At 45.3% G+C, this 4,399-nt stretch carries 5 protein-coding genes; 2 read left to right on the top strand and 3 right to left on the bottom strand.

All coding sequences use genetic code 11. The annotated features are described in order from the left end of the window. Positions 1 to 592: 592 nt before the first annotated feature. Entirely contained in the window at positions 593 to 1,309 is a 717-nt protein-coding gene (locus A3761_RS18535) for a PEP-CTERM sorting domain-containing protein (protein ID WP_068514453.1), read from the top strand. 54 nt (positions 1,310 to 1,363) lie between these two features. Here A3761_RS18535 and rpe read toward each other — a convergent pair whose 3' ends face one another. Continuing rightward, positions 1,364 to 2,035: a ribulose-phosphate 3-epimerase gene (gene rpe, locus A3761_RS18540; RefSeq protein ID WP_068513466.1), complete on the bottom strand. Its 672-nt coding sequence runs from the start codon at positions 2,033 to 2,035 to the stop codon at positions 1,364 to 1,366. A gap of 137 nt (positions 2,036 to 2,172) precedes the next feature. Here rpe and A3761_RS18545 point away from each other — a divergent pair, with 137 nt between their 5' ends. Continuing rightward, positions 2,173 to 3,294: a DUF3530 family protein gene (locus tag A3761_RS18545; RefSeq protein ID WP_068554205.1), complete on the top strand. Its 1,122-nt coding sequence runs from the start codon at positions 2,173 to 2,175 to the stop codon at positions 3,292 to 3,294. 85 nt (positions 3,295 to 3,379) lie between these two features. Here A3761_RS18545 and A3761_RS18550 read toward each other — a convergent pair whose 3' ends face one another. Both A3761_RS18550 and A3761_RS18555 read right to left on the bottom strand, forming a co-directional pair. Continuing rightward, positions 3,380 to 3,892, bottom strand: a complete 513-nt coding sequence (locus tag A3761_RS18550; RefSeq protein ID WP_068512375.1) for a MarR family winged helix-turn-helix transcriptional regulator — start codon at positions 3,890 to 3,892, stop codon at positions 3,380 to 3,382. A 42-nt stretch (positions 3,893 to 3,934) separates the two neighbouring features. After that, positions 3,935 to 4,399: chemotaxis protein CheW (locus A3761_RS18555; RefSeq protein WP_231881258.1), on the bottom strand; the 465-nt coding region annotated here is incomplete at its 5' end.

Genomic DNA, 4,399 nt, shown 5'->3' on the forward strand with positions numbered 1-4,399 from the left:
CATGAACAGACTCTAGTAAATAAGAATAGGTGCCGTTAGCGAGTTTAAGATAAGTACTTAAGGGCGTATCGAGGTCAGCCAAGACTTCACGCGTGACAGGAATGCGATTGTAGCCTTGAGCCGCTAGTTGTGAAAAATGCTCAGGTGTCATAGGGTGTTCCTAACTAAATTCATAATCTATTAATTAAAACGAAGCGGTATACAGCGCAGGAGCTGCAAATATTGAACGAGCGCGTGCTCAATTAGCTAGCTTCGCCAGCGGCAGGGAAGCAGCGCACGAAGGGCTGCGAAATTATGAACGGATGTAGACACTGAACAGTCTCTCTACTCTAATCAATTAATAGGTATAAAACGGCCTACAGATTACCTCAGGCCTGTGAGTGAATCAATAGCTCAGGGTGCATGCTAGCTCGCTATTTGAGACTCTCATAGCTTTAAATATAGCAATTTTAGCCAAGGCAGCTGCTTAAGCTAAAAAAGACTACATTTTTTTGCTAAGACAGGTATATTAATTGAGGGCTAGGAATCCTTAGCTCAATGCGAACAGGATGTTTGCAGAATCTATTTCTATACTTTTTAAAAGGACTTAAAAATGAAGAACTTTCTTAAGCGCCCAACGATGGCGCTATCTGTGTTATTGGCTTCCTCATCACTTCAAGCTTTACCTGTTTATATCAATGAGTTTCACTATGATAATCAGGGGGCTGATCAAAATGAGTTTGTTGAAATAGCAGGCTTAAGTGGTACAGACTTACTTGGTTGGCAACTCGAGTTTTATAATGGCAATAATGGCCGACGTTATATGTCATGGGACTTATCTGGTAGTTTTTCCGATCAGCAGGCAGGCTATGGTGTGTTAGCCTTTACCGGCTCTGGTGGTCTGCAAAATGGTGGCAATGATGGTATTGCCTTGGTAAATAATCTGGGCGACTTAGTACAGTTTATTAGCTACGAAGGCTCCCTTGTCGCAACAAATGGTTCAGCTTTGGGCGCCACAAGTATCGATGTTGGCGTTGTAGAGTCACCGTCTACGGCTTTGGGTAGCTCAATACAGTTAAGTGGCACAGGAGAAAGCTCTGAAGCGTTTGCTTGGGTCTTGGGGCAAGCTTCCCAAGGGGCTTTTAATACCGATCAACTTTATCAGGCGCCTATTGTTTCTGGTCCTGTCGTACCAGATATTCCGACATTCACTGAGCCGGGTTCAAACCCTGATGTGGTATCGGTACCAGAACCTGCCAGCTTAAGCCTGCTGGGCTTGGGGTTACTCTTACTTGGTCAAATACGCCGGGGCGCTAAAATGCGAAGTTAGGGGAAGTAGGCGCTCGGTTTTGCAACAAGCTGAGCGCCTTGGATGACGTTTGGGCTAGGAAATGCCAGCTAACTTGGCTCTCATTGCTGCGATGGTTGCCTGATAGTCATCGGTATTGAATATGGCTGAGCCGGCAACAAAAGTGTCGGCACCAGCTTGTGCTATCTCGGCTATATTGTTGATATTGACGCCACCGTCAATTTCCAATCGGATATCTTTACCTGAATCATTAATCAACTTGCGTGCTTGTCGAAGTTTATCGAGTGTACCAGGAATAAACTTTTGGCCGCCAAATCCGGGGTTAACGGACATGAGCAAAACCATATCGAGCTGGTCAAGGGTATGGTCAAGGTAGTGTAAGGGGGTAGCCGGGTTAAAAACTAAGCCCGCCTTGCAGCCACCATCTTTGATGAGTTGTAATGAGCGATCAATATGCTCAGAAGCCTCTGGATGAAAGGTGATATAGGTCGCACCAGCATCGATAAAGCTTTTGATCATATCATCGACTGGCTTCACCATTAGGTGAGCATCAATTGGAGCTGTCACGCCGTGCTTTCGAAGCGCCTCACAAACCATTGGGCCAATTGTCAGGTTAGGGACATAATGATTATCCATCACATCGAAGTGAACGATATCAGCACCGGCTTCGAGAACATTCTCGACTTCTTCACCTAGGCGTGCAAAGTCGGCAGAAAGAATAGAGGGGGCGATCAAAAATTGGCTCATGGTTTCCTCGGAATTAATAATTTGCGCTATTCTAACGTAGAAGCGCTGGTGCGAATAGTTTAGTTGCCGATAAGTAAAGTGTTAAGCCTATTGATGATAGGTTTGTGCCTCCGAGTGTCACTAAGATGAGTTTTTATATGAAATGGTTTTGCCTTGCTCTTGTTACTCTTATATTCAGTTCTAGCATGGTGCTGGCGGAAGATGCACCTGACGCCTCTGAAGGCAAAGAAGAAAGTGAAACCAAGAGTGAGGCGCTTAGAGTTGGACATATAGATCTAGATAAGGTGACTCAGCAAGCCCTGATATCGGAATTGAGGCAAAAAGAAGTAGTTTGGCTGGATGTTGAGTACCCCATACCTGAAGGTGGTTCTTCTGCTGGAAGTGTTCAGGTTCTGGCTTTACAAAGACCTTCTCAAAAGCCGCAACAACATGGTGCTGTTTTATTGGTTCCTGGTATCGGCCAGCATGCGGACTGGCCTCAAGTAATAAGGCCTGTACGCAGTGGGCTTCCAGAGGCGGGTTGGTATACCTTGGCGCTCTCATTACCAGGCGCTTCCATAGACAAAGTCCCAGAGCGAGCTTTACCAGTAAAGAAATTTGATGAGCTTGAACTAAGCCCTGCTTTGGCAGAAGCATTAAACAACAAGACAGCCAAAAACGAGGATAGTGGAAAAGATAAGTCAGATGGTGAGGCGGAAAAAAGTGAGCAAGCGGCAGACAAAGACGATGCAGTTACCGAAGACAGTTCTGATCCAGATAAACCTGTTGATATAGACCTTGCCGATAAAGAAAAGCAGCTAAAAGCAATTCCCTACCAAGACAAAGCGCTTGCGCACGTGAACGCTGGTATTTCGTACTTACAGCAGCAAGGCTATCAGAATATTGTTTTGTTAGCCTATCGCGCTTCAGCCAACATTGCCTTTGAGTATCTCAAGCAAAAGCAGGGGACATTTAGTAATAAAGGCTTTGCTCTGGTACTGGTTGACCCTGAGTTTGATGAACCTTTACAAGTCGATCTGGCAGAGCATTTAGGGCAAAACTTCCAGCCACCCGTCTTGGAGATGGTTAATTCGGTGGAAGATGAAAGTTCTGTCAAAGCGCGCTTGGCATCGGCAAACGTGGCTGGCGCAATTAACTATATGCAAGTGGACTATGCGTTTAATTTATCTGAAGGGCCACAGAAAAATTTGGTTCGACGAATTCGTTATTGGCTTGAGAAATATGCACCGGGTATGATTGTAGGTAATCGTTCCCGTTAAGTCGGCGAAGTAGCTGGACGGTAAGTTCATAGACGCTACAGATTACAATGCAGGGCATGACATAGCCAAACATGCGTTTAGGTGATCACTTTCCTTCATAGGCATCAGGCGAGTTTCCAGCCATGTCCTGCCTATCGAGCACGCCGACATCCAAGACAGGAGACGCATCAATATGCTGTGCATCCATCATTTGGGCAACGCGTTGCAGACTTGAAATAATCATCGTTTGCTCCCACTCCTGAAGGTCATTAAATTGTTTGGCAAATTGGTCCTGGAGAGGGGTGGGGGCATCCTTTAAAACTTCTAAGCCCGCATCGGTTAAGTAGGCGTGGACCTTACGCTTATCTTCCTTGGACCTTTCTCGATAGACAAATTCGCGCTTTTCCAAGCGGTCAAGAATGGTTGTGACGGTAGCTTGGCTCAAGCTCATGTCATGTGCCAGTTCACCAATGCTCACTTCGCCCTTATTTCTTATCGTTTGCAGCAAGAGAATCTGTGGTGCTGTTAGCCCGGTTGTTTTGGCTAAATGTTTGGAGTGGAGGTCTGTCGCCCGAATAACGCGACGAAGGGAAACCAAAACTTCTTCGATATGATCCAATGGACAGTCCTCATAAACTTGGTATTAAGTAGCAGAGGTCTCTCAAAGCCCCTCTAATAAGATAACTAGATTATCCCTATGCAAGACTGTTCCTACAACATTTTTTGAGGAATCTGCTTCGATATTGATTTTGCTTGGCTCAACTAGAAAGATTTCGCCCACGTGCTCGACGGCTATTCCAGCGGCGCCACGGCTTGAGTCTAGAATGAGAATTCTTTGATGGGCTTCTGCAGTGCTTACCTGTATATGTTTCTCAGCAGAAAGTACCGGAACGATTTCACCGCGAACATTTAAGATGCCTGCTATTTCGGGGTTTGACCCAGGAACAGGGGTTGGTTCTCGATAGGTAATTATCTCTCTGACCAGCTTAACCTCATATGCATACGTTTCTTCAGCAAGAGAGAAGCTTACATATTGTATGGCTGAATCAGCTGGCATATTCCTTCCAAATTCTTTCGCAGGTTTTAGTATTATTATATTTAGTGTACTATATTTAGATCTCAAAAT

This window comes from Oleiphilus sp. HI0123 (assembly GCF_001635315.1).